The organism is Arthrospiribacter ruber (assembly GCF_019343195.1).
GTDB lineage: Bacteria > Bacteroidota > Bacteroidia > Cytophagales > Cyclobacteriaceae > Arthrospiribacter > Arthrospiribacter ruber.
This window is the reverse complement of the sequence record NZ_RPHB01000004.1, coordinates 158530-179806: the sequence shown is the minus strand read 5'-3', so window position 1 is coordinate 179806 and position 21277 is coordinate 158530. Positions and strand designations below refer to the sequence as shown.

Sequence of the window (21277 nt, the reverse complement as noted above, 5' to 3'; positions counted from 1 at the left end):
ATGAGCTAAGGAAGTTTTAAAAACCTAAGGCCTTATCGTCTCCTCTTTTATCGGCACCACCTTCCAGCCTTCCATCAGGCAAAACCAGGATGGCATCTACTTTGCCCAAAATTGGGCTGTAACCCTCATTAATGTTATAACCTTTTTGTTTGAGCGCTTCGAGAGTTTCCTTTGAGAAACCATCCGGTTCAAAATTGACCAGATCGGGCAACCATTGATGATGAAATCTTGGGGCATTGACGGCTTTCTGCATACCCATTTCAAATTCCAAAACATTAAGAATGGTCTGTAGGACAGATGTAATGATGGTAGAACCGCCTGGGGTTCCCACTACCATTTTTAGCTTTCCGTCTTTCTCCACAATAGTTGGCGTCATGGAGCTCAACATCCTTTTTCCGGGAGCAATGGCATTGGCTTCAGCACCGATCAATCCAAACATATTGGGAACTCCAGCCTTGGCACTGAAGTCATCCATCTCATTGTTGAAAAAGAATCCCAATTCTTCAGAATAAAGCTTAGAGCCATAGGCCCCGTTTAGGGTTGTCGTAACAGACACTGCATTGCCAAACTGATCTACAATGGAATAATGCGTGGTTTGGTCACTTTCCAATATATGGATGTTCCCTTCTCTGATATCCGTGGAAGGTGTGGCTTTGTCAGGGTCAAAATCTGAAATTCGACTCTTGAGGTAATCCTGTTCGATCAATTGATCTACAGGTACATCCACAAAGTCAGGGTCTCCGAGAAAGTAATTTCTATCCGCATAGGCCCGTCTTTCAGCTTCTGTCAATACCTGAATGTATTCAACACTGTTATGTTTTTTTGAACGAAGGTCAAAATCCTCTATCATACCAAATATCTGGGCCAAAGTAACTCCACCGCTACTGGGAGGGGCCATTGAAATGATTTTATGGTCTTTGTAAGAGAAACTCAGCGGATCCCTCCACACTGCTTCATAAGAAGCCAAATCCTCCTCTGTAATGATACCACCTTCGGATTGGATGAAAGAAGCAATAATTTTGGCAGTTTCACCCTTATAGAATTCATCTCTGCCATTTTCTGAAATTCTTCGCAGTGTATTGGCCAAAGCAAGGTATTTGACTGTATCACCTTCCTTGTATTCTTTGGCAAAAAATGTGTTTTTCCCATTGACTTCAATAAAAGCCTTTCTGTTGCTCTCAAAACTTTTGGCTTGATTGGAAGTGACCACCACTCCTTTTTCGGCCAGCTCAATCACCGGAGTAAGAATGTCGCTTATCGGAAGAGTTCCAAATTTTTCATGAACAGCGAAAATCCCTGCCACAGTACCAGGTACGCCAACTGCCATGGCACCTGTAGTACTCATACCGGGGATGACATCTCCTTTTTCATCCAAATACATGTCAGGAGTAGCAGCTATAGGAGCCTTTTCCCTATAATCCAAGCTTCCGGAAGTACCATCTGATAATCTGAATACCATAAATCCCCCACCTCCGAGATTACCGGCAAAGGGAAAGGCTACTGCCAAGGAAAGCTCTGTGGCTACCATGGCATCAAAAGCATTTCCTCCTTTTTCCATCATCATGAGACCAATTCTCGAAGCCTCTTCCTTTGCCGAGACTACCATGGCCTTATCTGCTATGAGTCCTTTCTCAGAATCATGGTTGTTCTGCTCAGTGCTACAGGCAAAAATCAAGATAAATAAAAAGAAGAAGCCTAAACTTCTTCTTTTCAACCCTTTTGTTTTCATATCAATCCACCAAGGTGTCGTTGAATAATTTCAAAATTCTTTTGTATTCGTCTGTCCAACTGCTTGGCTCGACAAAACCATGGTCTTCCACCGGGTAAACGGCCATCTCCCAATTGTCTTTGCCCAATTCTATCAGAATCTGCGCTAGCCTTACCACATCCTGAAAATGCACATTGACATCCAGCATACCATGTGCTATGAGGAGATTTCCTTTTAATCCATCCGCAAAATAAATAGGAGAGGACCTTCTGTAGGCAATGGGATCATTGAAAGGCTCATTGAGGATATTGGAAGTGTATCCATGGTTGTAATGTGCCCAATCGGTTACAGATCTCAGTGCAGCACCGGAAGTAAATGTATCAGACTCATTGAACATGGCCATAAGAGTAATAAACCCGCCATAACTGCCTCCATAAATACCGATTTTGCCGGGAGTTACACTATGTTTTTCAATGAGGAACTTGGCACCATCCACTTGATCAGAAAGGTCTTTTCCTCCCATGTGTCTGTAAATTGCCGTTCTCCAATCCCTTCCGTATCCTGCTGATGCCCTGTAATCGATGTCCAATACTGTGTAGCCCAAATCCGTTAATAGATTGTGGAACATGTATTCTCTGAAGTAGCTTGACCACCATTTATGGACATTTTGAAGGTATCCTGCACCATGAACAAATATCACAGCTGCACCATTGTTCTTGTCAGGATCTGGCTTATATAATCTGGCCGGCACTTTGGCTCCATCTTGGGCGTCGAATGAAATCAATTCAGGATCTCTCCAATTGTAAGCCTTGAAGGCCTCACTTTGTCCGTCAGTTAGCTGTACAGGTACAGCGCCTGGCTCATTGGCCTGGATGTACAGTTCCCATGGTTTGTTGCTGTAGGAGTAAAGAATGGCTATGTTTTTTTCATCAGGAGATAAGCTACTATCATTATTTCCCGTCATATTGGTCAGTTTTTCCATCCGTCCACCTGCTAATGGCATCATGTAAAGGTGTCTTTCGCCAGGGTGAATTTCAGAAGTAGTCAGGTACCAATATTTTCCATCCCTTGAAATCTTAGGATCAAAAACCTCAAAATCTCCTTTAGTAAGCTGGGTCTTTTTTCCTGAACTTACATCCAAAGTGTACAAATGTGAATAGCCCGTGGCTTCAGATTGGAAATAAATGCTCTTATTGTCGGGAAGCCAGCCAAAAGTAGCACCGCCCCAAGACCTTCCAATACCGGGACCTCCAATCCAAGCTTCATCCCTTTGTCGGTCAAGGTTTTTCAATTCCCCGTTTTCAAGATTAAGAAGTGCAATCCATCTGTCTTTATTGTCATTGGAGTAGGCATTGATTACCGCATATTTTCCGTCTTTTGAGAAATTAGGCCCTGACAGTACCAAATCACGTTCTTTTTCTTCCCAGGTCTTTTCTGGATAGTCTTTGACATAATCAGGCAAATCTTTGATACCTGGCAGGTTGGATGAATTTACCAAGTATACGGTGTCTTTTTCAAGGTTGTAAATGGCCATTTCCACTTTCATCTGCTCGTCACCTACTTTGCTTCGGGTATTGATATCTGTGGTGTACCCGGATACATGGGTGTAATCAGGAACGATAGTTCTATTATTGTCCACTCTGGTAATGAGCGAAAAGGTGGCGAATTTTCCGTCTGGAGACAGCTGTAAGTTGGTCAACTGTTTTTTGCCAGTATAATAAATGAATGGCTCAGCTTCTTTAGTAGCCTCGGTGTAAGCCTTAGTTTTTTCTTTTTTCTCTTCTCTTTCCCTTACCACTCCAAGTAGATCAAGGTTATCTTTCTTGAGCCATTCATCTTTTTGGGATAGTTTTGGCTCTGACTCCTTTGGTTTATCACCGGATTTGATGGATGTGATCTTTTCCAGATTGCCTTTCTCTGTATCAAAGACATAAATATTGTTATTCATGTTGAAGGAAATCTTTGATTCATCGTTGAGAAACTTAGCATTGGATATGTCCTCACCCATGGATATCAATACATTTCTTTCACCTTTTTGAATGTCATAAATGATAAGGTTGCCCTGCTGAGTGAAGACCTTCTTGGTTCGGGCCGAATTGATATCGGCATTAGAAGGGATAAGCCTCCTTTTTTCTTCCAAACTGACCAACTGAATTTTTTCAGGTGAATTTAAATGGATTTTGTATAAAGAATCCTCAGGGTGGTTGTCAGGGTTGTAGTTGAAATAAATAATTTCTCCTTTTTGGTCCCAAGACACATTGGAAGGGAAATGTCCCATCCACTTTGGATCCTGCATGATTTTTTCCACAGAAAGACTTTGGGCAAATAGCCCGCCTACCATACAGAAAGCCAATGCTATCAGTAAACTGTACTTTTTCATAAGATTGAATTTTACCAAATATGATCTAATCGGTATTAATAAATAAGAAAAAATGTATGTATGGAAAAATAACTGGGTGAGATTAAATTCCTTTTAAAAAAACTTTAAGTTCATTTTCAATGATGTCGATCTGTCTCAATAATTCTTTGTAAGTATCATGGGAATTCTCAAGGTCAGATTCAATCTCTTCAAGTAATTTTCTTGTTTTCATAGCTCCAACATAGCTCATGCTAGGTTTAGCTTTGTGGCATTTTTTTTTGATTAAAAGAAATTCACCCTTATCATATAGGGGTTGTAGTTTTTTAAGGTCATTAAGGTTTGTGTCAATGATTATCTGAATCATCTCCCTTAACATTTCCTCGTCGTCATCCCCAAAATATTGGATGATAGTTTGTGGGCTTATCAATTGGTACATAAAAATCTTTTTTATAAAGAATAATGTATCTCCTGTGCAATTAATTGCATTTTATCTATTATCTCGAAAGGTAGCAGAAATTTTCCAAATTTAATATTACAGCAATAAATAATTCTTAATATGGCGCAGAATACCTATCTGACAAAATTAATTTCTCATGATTTTTATTAAAGATACCTTCACCTTAATTTCGCTTTTCAAAACTGTTTGACCTTTCACGTTGTTAAACTTACCATAATATGAATAAAAATAAGCTTGTATTCCTGATTATTGCAGTGATTTTTTTTCTGGTCATGTTATATATAGGATATGATATTTCCAGTAGGACTACGTTTCCAGGTTCTAAAGGTAACTTAAAAGAAAGGATAGCTCCATCGGACAGCCTCAACACCAATGAGTAAGAAGAAAAAAATAGACGTCAATAATATCGATTTGGAAAAGATGAAGGAGATGACCACGGATAATCCTGGTCTTCTACCTTACGCGCATCAATCCGGCAGTGCTTTGATAAAGCCTGAAGACAAAGGTAAAATCACTGGCAGGGCAGTAGCTGCCATGCATTCTCAGACAGACATGCAAATGTCCCAAATTTACCAGCAAATGCAGTTGTTGGCTGAACAGGCCAAAGCCATCAAGTCCCGGGTGGAGATTTCTGAAAGAATTTATGAGACCCCAATGAATTTTGAACCATTGATCAATCACCATTATTTTTTGTACCAAAAGGAGGACGATTCTGATTTCCTGAGTATGGTAGCTCCTGAAGAATGGGGAAGAAAGAAAAGGTTTCGTAAGTTTGTTGCTGAAGTAAAATTACTGGCAGACCACACTTGGGAAATCATCAGGCAAGGAGAATAAAAGCATGCACCATCTTAAAGTACAACATTTGCTTCAGGTAATCTCAGCTGAAGTGGATGATATTGAATCCGAATTCAGGTTGGGTGTAAACCCTAGCTACTTGGAGGGAAAGGGCGAATTGTTGCTCAAAGAGGTTTTTGAATCCCTCAATGGAACGGGAAAATTACCAGTACTAGAAGCGCTTAAATTTGATTTCAAAATCAACCGTTTTGTCTTTATTTATGACGATGAAATCCATTTTAATAGATATAGACTTAATACCTTAAAAACAGGTATTTATGATGCTTTTTCTTACCCTTGGTTAGATGCTTACAAAAGGCTTTGCAGGACTTACGAAAAAGACTGTCTAAAGGCAGGGGTCCAGGAAAGGATATGGAATGGCCCACCTTTGGCCGGAATTGTTTTCGGGAAAAGTGAAGAGAATGGTGACCTAAGCGGGAATGGTTCCGCAGGATGGAAACTCAATGCTTATAATGATGCCCAGTATGACCTTATTAGCCGTTTGCATGGCTACAAACTGATCAGAATTCCACAGTACGAAACATTGATGATAGGTGGAGGACTCAAAAAGCTGGATGACTTGCTCAGAAATCCAAAAGAAGAGTACCAAAAAGGTATAGTCAATTGGCTCCTAAGAAAAATAAATTGACCGGAATTAAATTAAAATGAACCGTCATTACGGAAAGGAATAACGGTTCATTATTATATCAAGCTGCACAAGTGCATCTATCAGGCAAACAGACCGTACATTTCACGGTCTACTTTTTCCACAATACCCGAGAAATCTTCAGGATTGGCAACAAAATCCAGGTCATTGACATCCACAATCAAAAGTTTCCCCTTATTGTAAGCACCAATCCACTCTTCGTAATGGCTATTGAGGTTTTTTAAGTAATCTATCCTGATGGCATTTTCATAATCTCTTCCCCGCTTCTCTATCTGACCAACCAGCTTGGGAATATCCGCTTTCAAATAAATGAGCAGATCGGGAGCCTTTACAAAATTGATCATTGAATCAAAAAGCGCCAGATAATTGGCATAATCCCTGTCTGAAATCAAATTTGATTTGTGAAGGTTGGCAGCAAAAATATAGGCATCCTCATATATGGTTCTGTCTTGGATGACAGACAATCCACTTTCACGGATCCTTTTGATCTGGTTGAATCTGCTATTGAGAAAATAGACCTGCAGGTGGAAAGACCACCTTTTCATATCTTCATAAAAATCAGCAAGATAAGGGTTGTTGTCTACAGCTTCCAATTCTGCATTCCAACCGTAATGTTTGGCCAATTTTGTAGTTAGCGTGGTCTTTCCACTGCCTATGTTTCCAGAAACTGCGATGTGCATATTTTATTTTCTTTGCTGCTTTATATAATGAAAAGAAAGCCTGACAAGTTTCATTTTTTGTCAGGCTTTGGTGTCTTCTAGGAGTTTTTATGGTTACCTGAACCTTGGAGAAACAACCAAATCTTTACTGCCAGAGGTGTATTTGTAAAATCCCTCTCCGGTTTTTGCTCCTTTAAATCCGGCTTCTACCATATTCACCAGTAAAGGACATGGGGCGTATTTAGGATTTCCAAATCCATCATGAAGTACTCTCAGAATAGAAAGGCAAACGTCCAGGCCTATAAAATCAGCCAATTGAAGTGGTCCCATAGGGTGTGCCATTCCCAATTTCATCACGGTATCGATCTCTTCTATACCTGCTACTCCTTCATAAAGGGTATAAATGGCCTCATTGATCATTGGCATCAGAATCCTGTTGGCCACAAAACCCGGATAGTCATTGACTTCTACTGGTACTTTTTCTAATCCTTTGGAAAGCTCCATAATGCTGTCTGTGACTTCATCTGAAGTAGCATAACCTCTAATGACCTCGACTAATTTCATCACTGGAACAGGATTCATAAAGTGCATTCCAATTACTTTTTCGGGTCTTTTTGTGACTGCTCCAATTTTCGTAATGCTGATGGAAGATGTATTGCTGGCCAGAATACAAGACTCAGGAGTAAGCTCGTCCAGTTTTTTGAAAAGATCCAGCTTGATGCTGAGGTTTTCGGTGGCTGCTTCTACGACCAAATCCGCATTTTTGACACCTTCTTCCATAGAGGTGAAAGATTGGATCCTGTTCAGTGCGTCTGATTTTTCAGTTTCTACAAGAATGCCTTTAGAGACTTGCCGGTCCATATTTTTGGTGATGGTGGCAATTGCTTTTTCCAAAGCATGAGCAGAAATATCTATCAATGAAACCTCATAACCGTATTGGGCAAAAACATGTGCGATTCCGTTGCCCATGGTACCGGAACCTATCACTGAAATATTTTTCATTATTATTTGGGTTTTATATTTGTAAAAGAAACTTGGCAGGAACAAAATTGTCTGTCCGGACCAAAAATAATTTTCTCCGCTTCAAATCTAAAGGGAATAAGAAGCAAATCCAATTTCACTTGACATAAAATCCCTACCTTTATTGCATGAAAGAACTCGGAAAAATCAATAGCTTATTAATCAACCGCTTTACTGAAAATGGAGCTTATCTGGCCCTTCATGATGGGGGAGAAGTGCTTCTTCCCAAATCTTATCTTTCAGGAAATGAAGAAATAGGTAAGGAAATTGAAGTTTTTGTATATACCGATTCAGAGGACCGCCCTGTAGCTGTCACCACTAGACCCAAAGCCATTTTGGATGAGTTTGCCGTCATGGAAGCCAAGCAAGTTACTAAAATAGGTGCTTTTATGGATTGGGGATTGCCCAAGGACCTTTTTGTTCCCAACAGTGAAATCGCCGGTAAGATGATTGAAGGAGAATCCTACTTTGTAAGGGTTTGTATAGACTTCAAGACGAACAGGTTGATTGGAGTCAATAAATATGAAGATTTTTTGATCAGGGATACTCAGGGTTTTGAACCTGGTCAGCAGGTAGAAGTACTTATTTTTGATAGTACTGAGCTAGGATATAAAGGACTGATAGAAAATAATTTTGAAGGCCTTGTTTATAAAAATGAAGTGTTCAAGCCTTTGAATGTAGGGGATAAGATTATGGCTTTCATCAAAAAGAGGAGAGAGGATGGTAAGCTGGACTTGCAGTTGCTTCCTATGGGCCGGGAAAAATATGAAGAAGGGGCTGAAAAAATCCTGGAAGTCTTAAAAGTCCGGAAATTTTTGCCCCTTCACGATAAATCATCCCCTGAGTCTATCAAAGAGTTATTGGGGATGAGTAAAAAGCACTTTAAACAATCCATAGGTCAATTATACAAAGCAAAAAAAATCGACATTAGAAATGATGGTATTCACCTCAACTAATCCAGTTCCAATATGGTATTGGGAGTAGTGCAGAGAACAGCCCTATTCCGCTTAATGGCTATGGGTGCTTTGATGAGATGAGGGAATTTGGCCAAAATGGTAAGCCAGCTTTCATCGTCCCAAGTTTTACCTGCAATTTTGCTTTGGTAATCCGGATGGGCCCTGTTGAGCAGATCCTTGGGTCTGAGGTTTAGTTTGTCCAAAATGGACCTCCAACCTGTTGTAGTAATCGGTTCTTTCTCGATGTTGATTTCATTGACATGATTGGCAATGGCCTTGGCATAAGCCCGCATTTGCTTATCCACACTGTGAGATGGATTGTAGTAAAAGAACAGTTCATTTGGATGTGCTTTCATAGTTCATTGGTTTAGGGACATATAATTTAGATTAAAAATTACACAAAACAAAATAAACCCCTGTAAATTATGTATCATGCGATTATTACTGCGTGTATTTGTAAAAAATGGATTTAGAAAATTTTAGATTACAGAGCAGTAGTGAGTTTTCCAAAAACAAGAAGTTACTGCCCAAATTAAAAAAGATGAAGGCAAAAGCACTGGATAATGCCTTTGAGGAAGCTCATGATGCGAAATTCCGAAATATTGACTGTCTGACTTGTGCCAATTGCTGTAAAACAACAAGTCCGATTTTCCTACAAACGGATATTGAAAGGTTATCAAAGGTATTTAACATGAAAACATCAGTGTTTATAGATACCTACCTCAAACTTGATGAAGAGGGGGATTATGTGCTTCAGTCTTCCCCTTGTCCCTTTCTCAATCAGGACAATACCTGTCTGGTGTATGAAGAAAGACCCAAAGCCTGTCGTGAATATCCTCATACCAATAGAAAAAATATGCACGGGATACTTAATTTGACCTTGAGAAATACCTTGGTCTGTCCAGCAGTTTTTGAAATATTTCAAGACTTTGCCAAAGATTTTAGGAAGTAAGCAAATCTCTTTACTATTTTAGGGCCTTAAACCTATTGAAGATAACCATGAACATAGAAGATCAGCATTTTTTAGGGGTAGATGTAGGAGGAACACATTTAAAAATCGGTTTGGTAAGCAAAGACGGTGAGATTGTTTCGTTTGAAAAAATCGACACTGCTCCATACCGTGATGATCCTAAAGGTTTTAACACCTGCTTCTTGGATGGAATGGCCGATATTTTGGCCAAGTATCCCCATGTTAAAAAAGTAGGAATAGGCCTTCCAGGGCTTATTTCAAAAGATAGAACTACCACATTAGAAATACCGGCTATTCCTGCGCTGAACGGATTTAATCTTAAAGGAGAGTTGGAAAATAAGTACCCAGGAGTTTCTTTCTTCCTTGAAAATGACGCCGCAGCGGCTGCGATAGGAGAGTACAGGTTTGGGAAAGACAATCCTCCTAATAATTTCCTTTTCATAACCATGGGAACAGGAATAGGCAGCGCATTTGTACTTGATGGAGCAGTTTTCAAGGGATCCAGGGGAAATGCAATGGAAATGGGCCACATGCTTTCCAGAGGGAATGAGGGCCTTGAGACTTTGATCGGTCGAAATGGCATACTCAAAATCATGGAGAGATTTATTCAGGCATATCCTAGGCTTGCAGGCGAACTCGAGAACAAGGAGTTGGGCACACATCTATTGGTAGACACAGCCAAGGAAGGAAATGAAGTTTCATTGATGGTATTTGAAGAGGTGGGAAGGATCCTTGGGGAAGCGATTGTATCAGTAATCAGAGTATTGGATGTGACCCACGTCTATTTTGGTGGCGGTATCTCAGCTGGATTGGAATTTATGATGCCTTCTATGGACAAAACAGTCCGACAGTATTTGACCCCTTATTATGTAAAAGACCTTAAACTGACCAAGGCTACATTAAAAAATGATGCAGGCACATTAGGCGCGGCTGCTCTGTGTTTTATAGAAGAATAATATTAAAAGTGGAAATAAGATGAGTATTGGCAGGCTAAAAACCTGCCTTTTTTTATGGATCTAAAGTACTTACGGTGACTTCACTCACTCTGCTGACAGCATTCAATCTAAAAATAACTTTCAATGGTTCTTCCTTTATGTTGGCCTCTTCACAAGAAGGGCTGGGGTCAATGTAGTAAATGAAGAAATTCTGACTTCTGTCGGCCAATTCCACCCTGTCCGGTCTTCCAAATGTTTTTATCAAGGCCTGATTGTCTTTACCTAAAAATTCATTTTTTACTTCCCTGAATGCTTCTACCTGGTTTTCTCTTAAGCCAAGACAGCCATTTCTGTCCTTTTTCCATGCATCTAAATCTATGCTCTGCAAATCAACTTTGCCTGAACAGGAAAATAGACATGGAATAAGGACACAAATAAAATATATAAAACCTTTGAGTTTTGACATTGGATTTCTGATTGATTGAAATGCATTTTGCTGTAAAAGTATTGCCGGCATACCTAGGGTAAAAGACAATTCAATTATTTTTTCGTACAATCCATGAAAATAAAATTTCTTCATCATTATTTTTTTACTAAGTGTCAGTAGGTTGAATTGACTATAAGGCTCAAAGCAATTTCAAAACCCAACAAGAGAGGAGAAGTTTAGGTTTTCACTCCGTATAAAATCTTTATATTAGCACGCTAAATTACCTTTGATATATGTATTATCGTTTCGGAAAAACATTCCATTTCTTATCCATCCTCTTCTTTGTAGTGGTATTTATGTACATCTATTCCTCAGTACCTGAGACAGTGGCCTATCAGATCGATGAGGAAGGTCTAATTGTCAAAGGCTTCAGCAGAAGTACTTTCTTTTATGCGGGTATTGTCATTTTTGCTTTGTTGAACATTATTTTGGCTGTACCGGCCAAAATGATTGAAAAACAAAGCACTGCCAATCTTAAAAGACTCTTTCCTATCGGAGATGAATTTAGGGACTATATGCTGACATGGATTTACAGTTTTATTGGCATCATCAACGTCTCTCTTTGTATACTTGCCCTATTTGTGCACAGTATCAATAATCAGAATGAAATCAGCAGCAGTTCATATAGTGGCTTCTTTTATTTAGTTCCTGTTTTTTTTGTGACTTGGATTGTCGCATTGTTTTGGATTTTATTCCAAAAATTCAAAACATTACAGCGCGGGGCATAAGCCCATTGGAAAATTACTTACCAGTGACCTAATTTATAAAATGGCAGATAACGTACAATATACCGAAGACAGTATCAAATCTCTCGACTGGAGGGAACATATCAGGTTGAGGCCGGGTATGTATATAGGAAAATTGGGTGATGGAAGTGCCCAGGATGATGGGATTTATGTCTTGGTTAAGGAAGTTCTTGACAACAGTATAGATGAGCACATGATGGGCTATGGCAGGACCATAGACATCAAAATCTCTGAGCACAAAGTTGAAGTTAGGGATTATGGACGTGGCATTCCACTGGGAAAGGTCATAGACTGCGTATCCAAAATCAATACCGGTGGCAAGTATGATTCCGGAGCTTTCCAGAAATCAGTTGGTCTAAATGGCGTCGGTACCAAAGCGGTAAATGCGCTATCTGATTACTTTAAGGTACAATCCTATAGGGACGGGGAAACCAAAGTAGCGGAGTTCGAAAAGGGTATTCTCAAAGAAGACCGTAAAATCGAAAAGTCTTCTGACAGAAACGGAACCAAGATCATCTTTGTGCCTGATGCATCTGTATTTAAAAATTACCATTTTATCCCGGAGTATCTGGAAAACCAAATCTGGAATTATGCCTTCCTCAATTCCGGACTGACGATCAATTTTAACGGCAAAAAATATTTCTCTGAAAGAGGACTTTATGATCTTTTGTGGAGAAAAGTCGATGAAGATACCATTCGTTATCCAATTATTCATCTCAAAGGAAACGATATAGAAATGGCCCTTACCCATAGCAATCAATATGGGGAAGAGTACTATTCTTTTGTAAACGGACAGTACACCACCCAAGGTGGTACTCACTTGGCTGCATTCAGGGAAGCAATAGTAAAGACGGTCAGAGAATTTTTCAAAAAGGATTATGATGCTTCAGATATCAGGCAAAGTATTGTAGGTGCCATTGCTGTGAGGGTTCAGGAACCTGTTTTTGAATCCCAGACCAAAACAAAGCTGGGTTCGCAAAGTGTGGGACCAGATGGCCCGACCTTGAGGACTTTTGTGAATGATTTTGTCAAAACGGAACTTGACAATTACCTGCATAAGAATCCTTCTGTGGCAGATGCACTCCTCAAAAGAATTTTGCAGTCCGAAAGAGAGAGAAAAGAGATTTCAGGTATAAAGAAACTGGCCAATGAAAGGGCCAAAAAGGCCAATCTACATAACAAAAAGCTGAGAGACTGCAGGGTTCACTATGATGATCCCAAAGCAGATGAGGACATCAAAGGCAGGACCATGCTGTTTATTACGGAGGGGGATTCTGCATCCGGTTCTATTACCAAATCAAGAGATGTGCAGACGCAGGCTGTATTTTCGTTGAGAGGAAAACCACTGAATTGCTATGGAATGACCAAAAAGGTGGTCTATGAAAATGAAGAATTTAACTTGCTTCAGCATGCCCTGAACATTGAAGATGGGATAGAAGGACTACGTTTCAGAAAAATAGTAATTGCAACGGATGCTGACGTGGATGGCATGCACATTCGCTTGCTCATCATGACCTATTTTCTGCAATTCTTTCCTGATCTGGTGAAAAACGGTCACCTTTTCATCTTGGATACCCCTTTGTTTAGGGTGAGAAATAAAAAGGAAACCATCTATTGCTATACCGATGAAGAAAGGCAGAGGGCCATTCATAAATTGGGCAAGTCTGCTGAGATTACCCGTTTCAAAGGGCTTGGTGAGATCTCTCCGGAAGAGTTCGGAAAGTTTATCGGTGAAGACATTCGATTAGATCCTATTATCCTGAGCAAAGAGACCAAAATTGCGGATCTACTGGGATTCTATATGGGTAAAAATACTCCTGACCGTCAGAACTTTATCATTGATAATCTCAAGATTGAAAAGGACATTGTTTTTGATGACCCTGCAAAAAAATCCGGTGAGGAAGAAGAAAGTGAAGCAGCTTAGGTTTGAAGTAGCAGAGAATTTATCAAAAGACAGGTCTTTAATGTGGAGAAGATTTAAAACTTTGGAAATGGAAAACTATTTTAATCTTAAAAGACTATTGAATCTGGTTTAACTCGAAAAGAATGTACAGTTCTCCAATGATGTTTGTAATGAGTGGAAATCAGCTTAATTTCCGGAATCAGATCGGTAAATATCCTAATATCAGTCAAGTATCAATTGAATATCTTCCCGATAGAGAATTTGTTTCAAATATGGCTTTACAGGCAGTTAATTATAAAACAAATAGTCTCGATCAATATTAATCAAGCATGAGCGATAATAACAATAATATCAACCCTGAAGAACAGGACGAAAGTTTGCATGATTCCATTCCAGTGACTGGGATGTACAAGGATTGGTTTTTGGACTATGCTTCCTATGTGATCTTGGAAAGGGCTGTTCCGGCTATTGAGGATGGATTGAAACCTGTTCAACGCAGGATTTTACATGCCATGAAAGAAATGGATGATGGCCGCTTTAATAAGGTCGCCAATATCATCGGACAGTCTATGCAGTACCATCCCCATGGTGATGCTTCAATTGGAGATGCCATTGTAAATCTAGGACAGAAGGATATTTTGATAGAGACCCAGGGTAACTGGGGAGACATTCGTACAGGAGACTCTGCCGCGGCAGCAAGATACATTGAGGCAAGGTTGTCTAAGTTTGCTTTGGAGGTGGTCTTCAATCCACAGACGACAGAATGGCAACTATCATATGATGGCCGTAAAAGAGAACCCATTACTCTACCTGTAAAATTCCCATTGCTCCTGGCTCAGGGCGTAGAAGGTATCGCCGTGGGGCTATCGACTAAGATTCTTCCGCACAATTTCTGCGAGTTGATCGAGGGATCTATTGCTATTCTGAAAGGTGAAAAGACCAATGTGCTTCCTGATTTCCCAACTGGTGGACTGGCAGATTTTTCGGAATACAATGAAGGCCTTAGAGGTGGCCGGGTCAAAGTAAGGGCCAGAATAGAGGAAGAGGACAGCAAAACACTCCTGATCAAGGATATTCCTTTTGGGACCACTACCAATTCCCTCATAGATTCCATTATCAAAGCCAACGATAAGGGTAAAATAAAGATCAAAAAAGTGGTGGACAACACCGCTAAGGATGTAGAGATACAGATTCAGCTGGCGCCTGGCCAATCTCCGGATATGACCATTGATGCCCTGTATGCCTTTACTGACTGTGAGGTGAGTATTTCTCCTAACGCTTGTGTGATCATTGACGACAAACCTGTTTTCCTTACAGTCAATGATATTTTGCAGTACAATACCAAGCAGACCAAGGCATTGCTCAAAAGAGAGCTGGAAATCAGAAAAGCGGAATTGATGGAAAAACTGCTTTTCTCCTCTCTGGAAAAAATATTCATTGAAAACAGGATTTACAGGGATATAGAAGAGTGTACCACATGGGAGTCTGTGATAGAAACAATAGACAGAGGCCTTGATCCTTTCAAACCTGATTTTTATAGGGAAATTACCACAGATGATATTATCCGGCTTACAGAAATAAGGATCAAAAGAATTTCCAAATTTGATGCTTTCAAAGCGGATGAACTGATGCGCAAGCTTCAAGAGGAACTCAAAGAGGTCAATTACAACCTCAAACACCTGAATGAATTTGCCATTAAGTATTATGAAAACCTACTTTCCAAATATGGAAAAGGAAGAGAGAGAAAGACTGAAATCAGGGCTTTTGATACCATAGAAGCAACGGTAGTAGCTGCCAACAATGCCAAACTGTATGTAAACAGGGCAGATGGATTTGTAGGTTATGGCCTCAAGAAAGATGAGTTTGTATGCGATTGTTCGGATCTGGATGATATCATCGTCATTCGGAGAGACGGAAAATGTGTGGTGACCAGAATCCAGGAAAAAGGATTTGTAGGCAAGGACATTCTGCATGTGGCTGTTTTCAGAAAAGGCGATGAGCGCATGGTGTACAACCTGATTTATCTGGATGGAGGATCGGGCAGAGCTATGGTCAAGCGTTTTCAGGTATTGGCCGTGACACGAGACCGTGAATACGACCTTACCAAGGGAACCAAAGGCTCGAAGGTGATGTACCTTACAGCAAATCCTAACGGAGAGGCTGAAATCATTACCGTGTACCTTACGCAAGGAGCGAAAGCGAGGATAAAGGTGTTTGATTTTGATTTTGCTACCATTGAAATCAAAGGAAGAAATGCAGGAGGTAACATCCTTACCAAATATCCTGTAAGAAAAATCCAGCTCAAAATGGAAGGCGTCTCAACTTTGGGTGGCCTTGATGTGTATTATGATCCTGTAATTGGAAGATTGAATACTGATGAGAGGGGTAAGCTGATAGGCAACTTCTTGGGAGATGATAAAATCATTGTTTTTTACAAAAATGGGGATTACGAACTGACATCGTTTGAGCTTACCAATAGGTATGAAGCCTCTAATGTCCTTTTGATACAAAAGTTTGACCCTCAAAAAGTTGTATCCTGTATTTATTATGATGGTGGAAGCAAGACGCACTTTGTCAAGCGATTCCTGATAGAGACGACTACGATGAACAAGAAGTTTAATGTCATTTCTGACCATAAAAACTCTGAACTGAAGGTGGTCTCCACAGAAAAGCAACCTCAGGTCAAAGCTGTCCTTAAAAAAGGAAATGTCGACGAAGAGCAGGAATATGATTTGGATATGCTGATCGATGTCAAAGGCTGGAAAGCAATAGGAAATAAACTTTCATCACATGAAGTAATTTCTTTGGCCTTATTGGATAGCGAACCTGAGACTCCAGAATCATCCGTTCAACAATCCACTGATGATTCAAATGCTTTAGACGCCAATGATGAGAGCATAGAGGTGGGTACCACTGTTGAGTTCAAAGTTAAAAAAGAAGAAGAAGATAAAGACCAACTTGGACTTTTCTGATTCCGGTTAATCCTTAGGTTCTCAAGCGTATCCATGAAAATGGTTGGCTCTTGAATATATTTTACATGTCAAGTAAAACTGAAGTTGCTTTTTTAGAATACCTGAAGGGGTTTATTACTCCCCATAAAATTCAGCGAATGGAAGAAGTACTATCTCTCAGGACGAGGTATTTTATGGTAGTTTTGGAAAATATATACAAGCCACACAATGCATCAGCCGTTCTTAGAACAGCTGATTGCTTTGGACTTCAGGATATCTATGTGATAGAAAAGGAAAACTCCTATAAGATCAAAATGGTACAGAGGATTGGTCAAGCAGGTGAAGATTCATGAAAAGGAATTTTTAAAAAAACTGGAAGATCAGTGATCTCAGGTACCTAACAGTTTCAGCAGTAATTTTTCCGAGGCACTTAACTCATATTTTTCCTTGCTGTCTTTAAATCTATTAGAATTGGGAAATTCATCCGCCTCTATTTTTCGCATTAGAAGCGGATGTATATAATAGTCTCTACAGATAGAGGGCGTGTTTCCCAATTCACAGGAAACCATTTCCAAAAGAAAGTTCTCCAATTTCTTTTTTCCGGATGATTCAAATTCTCTGACTGCTTCGGGAAAAAGCTCGATGCATAGACGGCTTCCCACCCAAGTTCGGAAGTCTTTACTTGAAAACCCCTCACCGATAGCCTCAGAAATGTACTCATTGACATCTGAGCTGTCAATGTTGGAATACTTTCCTTCATCATCCTCAAACCTGAATAGTTCATAACCGGGCAATTCTGCTGATTCTTTGATATAGCTGATCAACTCTTTATCCTCTATGCTTACGGTTCTTTCAATGTTACTTTTTCCTTTAAATATAAACCTCAAAGACTCACCCTTAATATCAAGATGCTTTCTCCTTAGGGTGGTCAGGCCGTAAGTTTTGTTACTTTTTTCATATTGCCGACTTCCTATTCTGATTCCGGTTTCATCCAAAACTGCTATGATCAAGCCAAGTACTTTTTCTTTAGTCCAGGTTTTAGCTTCGAGGTCTTCGTAAGCTTTTTTCCTCAGCTTGGGTAGGGACTTGCCAAAATCATGTAGTCTGGAGTATTTTTCTTTTTGTCGTTCGGCCGACCAATCAGGATGATAGATGTATTGTTTCCGACCTTTTTCATCTCTGCCTACTGCCTGAATATGTCCATTGTCCAGATCACAGATTTTGACTTCTCTCCAGTTTGGCGGAATGACCAAGGCTTTTATCCTTTCCAAAATCTTCTTACTTTGGATTTTTTGACCTTTATCATCTAAATATGCGAAGCCACGCCCCCGTTTTTTGCGCAGGATACATAGTGAATCATCATTGATTTGTTTGCATGCCATCTTTTGGAAAAAGTAATTGAACCAACATTTAAAGTTTGAATGTATTTCAATTGTTTTCCAAACTCGTGCCGACTTTGTGGTTTTTCATATTTCTAATGCCTAAAAAGTATAGCAAGGCAAACAGCAAACAAATCAGTGAACTTATAATCATAAAAGTCATTTTTTCATGAAGTTCGTTTAGGTAAGGGTGATCAACGAGTATTACTAAAGGAATTCCCACTATTCCTCTGAACAAAAAAATACCGCAAATAGCTTTCAATATTCCCATTTGGTATGGTAGATAAGGTAGTAATCCTGCTCCGGCAAAAGCATATATTGTCCAAATCCCCAAAATGAAGGCTATGGACAGGGTTACAACTATAGGCTCTAATAATCCTTGCTCGGCCTGTTGTGCCATCATCTCACCGGCTCCAAAAAACCGGTACCAATCAGGCCCACCTATTACTATCCCCACATGAGTGAGGGCAACAATAAATGTGAGAATTCCGGCAATTAGAAGGTACCTGTTCATTATGTATATGAGATTTTGCAAAATGCTCCCGGGCAGTGATTAGCCCAGGAGCAAAAACATATTATTTCCTTACAACAGGTAATTTTATTTGACTTGGATACCTGCTGGAATGGTGGATTTTATTGGTGGCGACTACACCTTCAGTTTCATCATAATTGTTTCCGCCCGTGTTCATGTTACGGTCAAACCTCGGGAAATTGGAACTTGAAACTTCAATTCTGATGCGATGGCCTTTTTGGAAGTAATTAGAAGTGGACATCGGAGTCATGTTTACTTCATACACTTTACCTTCTTCCATAAAGACCTCTTCTTCGTATCCTTCACGATAACGGACTCTTTGGATAGTTTCGTCCAGGTTATAGGCTTTTCCATCAGGATACACGTCGATCAATTTTATGGTCAGGTCAGTATCTTTCACATCCGAAGACAGGTAAAGTGTAGCTTCAATAAATCCACTGACTTCTATGCCCTCCTGAAGTGGTTCTGAAGTGTAGACGAGAATGTCATCCCTGAGCTCCATTTCCTGTTGGTCAAATGCACCACCCTGTACAGCATTGCCTGTACAGCACACATTTCCACCATAAGAAGGTACCGGATCCATAGGGTCATACTGGAAAGAATCAGGATTGTCCCTTCCGGGCTTTTTGCTGGCCAATATTCCATCCCCGTTTCGTGTATTGGCATTTCCTTTGGAATTTAAATAGTAGGTTTCCATTTTAGCTTCCTTTGGGGGCCAAGTATCAGAAGTTTGCCACTCATTGGTGCCCATAGTGAAATAGGAGACCTTAGGCATATCTTCCAGAATATTGTTCTGCTCACCTTTGAGCCAATAGTCAAACCACTTAAAAGTAATCTGCGGATCGGGAAGCCTTGCATCTCCCATGCTTCTTTCTCCAACAATAGTGTTTTCCGTCGCTCTTAGAAAGGCACAATGAAGGGTAGGGGCGATGATAAGGTATTGGTTGTTTTTTCCGGTTTCCGTTTGGGCATTTTCTCTAATGTGATTGAACATGGCAAGATTGGGGCTACTGGCTACGTCATACCATGACACAAACCAAAAGGCTGGTTTTTCGAAATCCATATCATCATGAAAGAGACCTCCCTCATACCATTTCGGATCATTGGGCTTTCTGGTAATCATTTCCTCATAAATTCCCTTTGGACCGTTTACATTTTGGATAATGTCTTTAACAGGAAGGTGACTTAAGGCCTCAGCCCAATCTACTCTTGGGTATCGGGGAGCCATGTCATAAAATTTCTGCAAGCGCAATAAATCTTCTTGAGCAATTCCCTTAGGTAGTTTTGGTGCCATAGGATCGTGCTGAGTTCCATATAGCCAAGAAGTAAACAGCATTTGACCAGCACCACCTCGATACCAATTGCCCTGCTCATAGTAATTGCCAATTCTTCCTACCCCGGCTCCGAAACCCTGAGGCACCAAAGCGGTATGAGCTGGATGCTCTAAGGAAGCCACAGCCATCTGCCACTCCGCGGTGGAAGAACATCCTATGGTTCCTATTTTTCCATTGCTCCAAGGCTGTGAAGACATCCATTCAAAGGCATCATACCCATCTGTGAGGGGTACCCCCAAAATGTCCCAGTCGCCTTCCGAAAAAAAGCGGCCTCTTTCATTTTGGATGACATAGGCATAGCCTCTCTTAACATACTCAAGCGCAGTTTCCATGTGTCTTGTGACCAGTTCCCCATTGCTGTAGGAATTGAATTGGTAGGGTGTTCTGGAAAATACAATAGGTACAGGATCGTCTGTTTTTGGGCGATAAATGTCCGTAGAAAGTCTCACCCCATCCCGCATAGGCATCATGACTTTTTGGTCTACTACAGCTACTTCATGGAGCTGATCTAATACACTCTTTTCCTGTCCAAAAGTCCAGCTATGAAAAAAGCAGGTGAAAACAAGGAGAAGTGTAAGTCTTTTTTGGGTCATATTTCAGGGTTTTTTATATGAACTAGAAAAATAAACAATCTATCTGAAGAATAAAAAATCACCCAAATTCCCTGAAGGCATTTGGGTGATTTTTTGATAGACGGCTAATTTGAAAACTCAGTGAATTATTGTCAGTGGTTTTTGAAATTGAAAGTATTTTTCAATTTGTCCCCAAAAGTATCATTGTTCTTTTTCCTCTTGGCTCTGGCCCTTTGTCTTTTACGTTTATTCTGTTCCTTACTTTTGACCAAAACAGTTCTGGCGGAAATCCCCACCTGTCCTCTATAAAACTCATTTCTGCCGGCAAGGTTAACATTTGGTTTGTAATCTAGAGAGATTACTGTATTCAGTACGGTCATTTCTATGCCTGCAATCAGGTCAATGCCCGTAGTCGGATTACCGTAGGTATGTACTACCTGCCTGGTTTCAGGATCATTGTACCTGCTTTCTTCCCATCCTGAAGACATTCCAGCTCCATAATAATAATTGAACCTTTTGGATATTATGGGACGGTGCCTTTCTACTAAAAGGTGGAAAGTGGTATTTCTGGAAAAATCACTTTGTACGATTCCCTCTAAAGTTACATGTTTAAGAACTCTCTGCTGGGCAGTAAGCCCAAAAGTCCTGCTGTAATCATTGCTGCCCATCCTGATTCCGGCAGCTGTTCCATACCTTTGGGCATTAGCCTCAGGGGTAAAAAGTATGAAAAGTAAGAAAATCGGAAAGAGGAATAAGCAATGCTTCATGTTAATCTACAGGTTTTCAGGCCAATTGATCATAAATCGTT

At 40.1% G+C, this 21277-nt stretch carries 21 protein-coding genes; 10 read left to right on the top strand and 11 right to left on the bottom strand.

Translation table 11 applies throughout. The features are described 5' to 3' along the window. Window positions 1–16: 16 nt before the first annotated feature. The 3 genes from ggt to EGN73_RS09625 all read right to left on the bottom strand — a co-directional run bounded on the left by ggt (window position 17) and on the right by EGN73_RS09625 (window position 4503). Complete coding sequence (gene ggt, locus EGN73_RS09635) at window positions 17–1729, bottom strand: gamma-glutamyltransferase (protein ID WP_219288803.1); 1713 nt, start codon at window positions 1727–1729, stop codon at window positions 17–19. A gap of 1 nt (window position 1730) precedes the next feature. Further along, complete coding sequence (locus EGN73_RS09630; RefSeq protein ID WP_219288800.1) at window positions 1731–4088, bottom strand: S9 family peptidase; 2358 nt, start codon at window positions 4086–4088, stop codon at window positions 1731–1733. An 82-nt stretch (window positions 4089–4170) separates the two neighbouring features. Continuing rightward, entirely contained in the window at window positions 4171–4503 is a 333-nt protein-coding gene (locus EGN73_RS09625; RefSeq protein ID WP_219288797.1) for an Hpt domain-containing protein, read from the bottom strand. Between the two features lie 239 nt (window positions 4504–4742). Between EGN73_RS09625 and EGN73_RS09620 the strand changes: the two genes are divergently transcribed. Genes EGN73_RS09620 through EGN73_RS09610 form a run of 3 tightly spaced genes read left to right on the top strand, consistent with a single transcriptional unit; the run spans window position 4743 to window position 6007 of the window. Next, window positions 4743–4904, top strand: a complete 162-nt coding sequence (locus EGN73_RS09620; RefSeq protein ID WP_219288795.1) for a hypothetical protein — start codon at window positions 4743–4745, stop codon at window positions 4902–4904. Beyond that, the gene (locus EGN73_RS09615; protein WP_219288793.1) at window positions 4897–5358 is read left to right on the top strand and encodes a DUF2452 domain-containing protein; all 462 of its coding nucleotides are present in this window, start codon (window positions 4897–4899) and stop codon (window positions 5356–5358) included. The genes EGN73_RS09620 and EGN73_RS09615 overlap by 8 nt, the downstream gene beginning before the upstream one ends. Before the next feature lie 4 nt (window positions 5359–5362). Beyond that, window positions 5363–6007, top strand: coding sequence for a DUF7255 family protein (locus EGN73_RS09610; RefSeq protein WP_219288791.1), 645 nt, complete (start codon window positions 5363–5365; stop codon window positions 6005–6007). An 80-nt stretch (window positions 6008–6087) separates the two neighbouring features. Here the strand turns inward: EGN73_RS09610 and EGN73_RS09605 are convergent, their stop codons facing one another. Together EGN73_RS09605 and EGN73_RS09600 are read right to left on the bottom strand one after the other, a co-directional pair. Further along, window positions 6088–6705, bottom strand: coding sequence for a deoxynucleoside kinase (locus EGN73_RS09605; RefSeq protein ID WP_219288789.1), 618 nt, complete (start codon window positions 6703–6705; stop codon window positions 6088–6090). A 93-nt stretch (window positions 6706–6798) separates the two neighbouring features. Beyond that, window positions 6799–7686 (bottom strand): 3-hydroxyacyl-CoA dehydrogenase family protein, encoded by an 888-nt coding sequence (locus tag EGN73_RS09600; protein ID WP_219288787.1) that lies wholly within the window; start codon window positions 7684–7686, stop codon window positions 6799–6801. 146 nt (window positions 7687–7832) lie between these two features. Between EGN73_RS09600 and EGN73_RS09595 the strand changes: the two genes are divergently transcribed. Beyond that, window positions 7833–8660, top strand: a complete 828-nt coding sequence (locus tag EGN73_RS09595; RefSeq protein WP_219288784.1) for a CvfB family protein — start codon at window positions 7833–7835, stop codon at window positions 8658–8660. On the opposite strand, the gene EGN73_RS09590 is transcribed toward EGN73_RS09595, so the two are convergent. Then, the gene (locus EGN73_RS09590; RefSeq protein WP_219288783.1) at window positions 8657–9016 is read right to left on the bottom strand and encodes an arsenate reductase family protein; all 360 of its coding nucleotides are present in this window, start codon (window positions 9014–9016) and stop codon (window positions 8657–8659) included. The genes EGN73_RS09595 and EGN73_RS09590 overlap by 4 nt on opposite strands. Before the next feature lie 107 nt (window positions 9017–9123). Between EGN73_RS09590 and EGN73_RS09585 the strand changes: the two genes are divergently transcribed. Both EGN73_RS09585 and EGN73_RS09580 read left to right on the top strand, forming a co-directional pair. Next, on the top strand, window positions 9124–9612 hold the full coding sequence (locus EGN73_RS09585; RefSeq protein WP_219288781.1) for a YkgJ family cysteine cluster protein: 489 nt from the start codon (window positions 9124–9126) through the stop codon (window positions 9610–9612). Between the two features lie 47 nt (window positions 9613–9659). Then, on the top strand, window positions 9660–10586 hold the full coding sequence (locus tag EGN73_RS09580) for an ROK family protein (protein ID WP_219288778.1): 927 nt from the start codon (window positions 9660–9662) through the stop codon (window positions 10584–10586). A 52-nt stretch (window positions 10587–10638) separates the two neighbouring features. Here the strand turns inward: EGN73_RS09580 and EGN73_RS09575 are convergent, their stop codons facing one another. After that, window positions 10639–11148: a hypothetical protein gene (locus EGN73_RS09575; protein ID WP_343207101.1), complete on the bottom strand. Its 510-nt coding sequence runs from the start codon at window positions 11146–11148 to the stop codon at window positions 10639–10641. A gap of 137 nt (window positions 11149–11285) precedes the next feature. Between EGN73_RS09575 and EGN73_RS09570 the strand changes: the two genes are divergently transcribed. The 4 genes from EGN73_RS09570 (at window position 11286) to EGN73_RS09555 (ending at window position 17005) form a co-directional block, all read left to right on the top strand. Next, complete coding sequence (locus EGN73_RS09570) at window positions 11286–11780, top strand: DNA topoisomerase IV (RefSeq protein WP_219288773.1); 495 nt, start codon at window positions 11286–11288, stop codon at window positions 11778–11780. 40 nt (window positions 11781–11820) lie between these two features. After that, window positions 11821–13722: a DNA topoisomerase IV subunit B gene (locus tag EGN73_RS09565; RefSeq protein WP_219288771.1), complete on the top strand. Its 1902-nt coding sequence runs from the start codon at window positions 11821–11823 to the stop codon at window positions 13720–13722. Window positions 13723–14030: 308 nt separating this feature from the next. Next, window positions 14031–16673 carry a DNA gyrase/topoisomerase IV subunit A gene (locus EGN73_RS09560; RefSeq protein ID WP_219288768.1) on the top strand — a complete coding sequence of 881 codons (2643 nt, stop codon included), beginning with the start codon at window positions 14031–14033 and terminating at the stop codon, window positions 16671–16673. A 65-nt stretch (window positions 16674–16738) separates the two neighbouring features. Continuing rightward, entirely contained in the window at window positions 16739–17005 is a 267-nt protein-coding gene (locus tag EGN73_RS09555; RefSeq protein ID WP_246611529.1) for a TrmH family RNA methyltransferase, read from the top strand. 36 nt (window positions 17006–17041) lie between these two features. On the opposite strand, the gene EGN73_RS09550 is transcribed toward EGN73_RS09555, so the two are convergent. The 4 genes from EGN73_RS09550 to EGN73_RS09535 all read right to left on the bottom strand — a co-directional run bounded on the left by EGN73_RS09550 (window position 17042) and on the right by EGN73_RS09535 (window position 21236). Beyond that, a complete protein-coding gene (locus EGN73_RS09550) occupies window positions 17042–18034 on the bottom strand; it encodes a DNA topoisomerase IB (protein WP_219288766.1) in 993 nt (330 codons plus the stop codon). A gap of 46 nt (window positions 18035–18080) precedes the next feature. Beyond that, window positions 18081–18545: a hypothetical protein gene (locus EGN73_RS09545; protein WP_219288764.1), complete on the bottom strand. Its 465-nt coding sequence runs from the start codon at window positions 18543–18545 to the stop codon at window positions 18081–18083. A gap of 61 nt (window positions 18546–18606) precedes the next feature. Beyond that, window positions 18607–20490, bottom strand: a complete 1884-nt coding sequence (locus EGN73_RS09540; protein WP_219288762.1) for a CocE/NonD family hydrolase — start codon at window positions 20488–20490, stop codon at window positions 18607–18609. 131 nt (window positions 20491–20621) lie between these two features. Beyond that, on the bottom strand, window positions 20622–21236 hold the full coding sequence (locus EGN73_RS09535; RefSeq protein ID WP_219288759.1) for a hypothetical protein: 615 nt from the start codon (window positions 21234–21236) through the stop codon (window positions 20622–20624). Window positions 21237–21277: the final 41 nt, after the last annotated feature.